We start from the raw sequence: 979 nt of genomic DNA, 5'->3' as shown, positions 1-979 counted from the left end.
GCATCCCACTGCCTCTGATACTCCGCTACCATGTCCTTATACTCGGTCATGTTCTTAGGCCGGATTGCCCCGCAGACGCTCTGATCGGCACGCTCATCGGTGACTGTGATTCCTCCCGCCGGTGTGATCCGGATCTGCGCCAGGGAGATCTCATGGACGCTGTCATCCCGCGTGAGTTCCGGAGGTGCCGGAGTGCTTCCGGGCGTGCCCTTAATGACCATCAGCTCCGCCGGGCCTGTGAGCATGTTGACATGCACCACCACTCGGTCGATCCGGTCATAGTTACTGTCCGGCGTCACCGTAAAAGTCCTGGCTTCCGGTACGTTACAATAAAATCCTTTCAGGATCGCATAGCCCGGCGCTACGGTGATCTGGCCGGAGCCCGCCGTGACGCCCATCGTCATGTCCCCGGAGTCCCCAATGGACACCCCCGAATAAAAGAGGTTATCAAAGTACCGGTTGAAATCCTCCTGCCCGTACTCAGTCCCTCCGTCAAAAAATCCACTGTTTGCCATCATATCCTCCTATATTCCTAAGTACCGTGCCCGGTAAAAGACCTCCACGCCTTTGCTCCTGAGTGCTCCGGCACTGTACTCGATCATGTTGTCGCCCGGTTTTAACCGCCAGAACACGGAGGCCGGATCCACATAGGCCCATCCGTCCTCGGTACTGTCCTCTGTCCGGATCTCGATCTCCGGAACGCTCTCGCCGGTGTTGATGTACAGGGTCTCGGATGCCGTCAAGTCTCTGGAGATCTGGATATACTCCCCGCTCCGGTGGTTGATGATCTTCGGCCTGGCCGCTGGCCCCTGGAAATAGATCTCCACCGGAGCTTCCACATCTCCGGGGTTTAAGATGTTCTTTTTTAGTTCACCGTACTGTCGCAGTTTGAATGGCAGCGTAAATGGCCACTTCCAACCGCCCACCAGCGTCATGATCGATACTCCGGTGCGGGTGATAGACTGGAAAAAAGGATCCA

The 979-nt window shown here is 56.6% G+C and carries 2 protein-coding genes; both read right to left on the bottom strand.

The features are described 5' to 3' along the window. On the bottom strand, positions 1 to 518 hold a 518-nt coding region (locus ACTQ3K_RS12600; protein WP_441568234.1), incomplete at its 3' end, for a hypothetical protein. Positions 519 to 524: 6 nt separating this feature from the next. Further along, the coding region (locus ACTQ3K_RS12595) for a phage distal tail protein (RefSeq protein WP_441568233.1) at positions 525 to 979 on the bottom strand (455 nt) is incomplete at its 5' end.

Source organism: Candidatus Paralachnospira sp. LCP21S3_A2 (assembly GCF_052118925.1).
Lineage (GTDB): Bacteria > Bacillota > Clostridia > Lachnospirales > Lachnospiraceae > Lientehia.
Note: the sequence above shows the minus strand (reverse complement) of the source record. Positions and strands in the feature narration are given on the sequence as shown.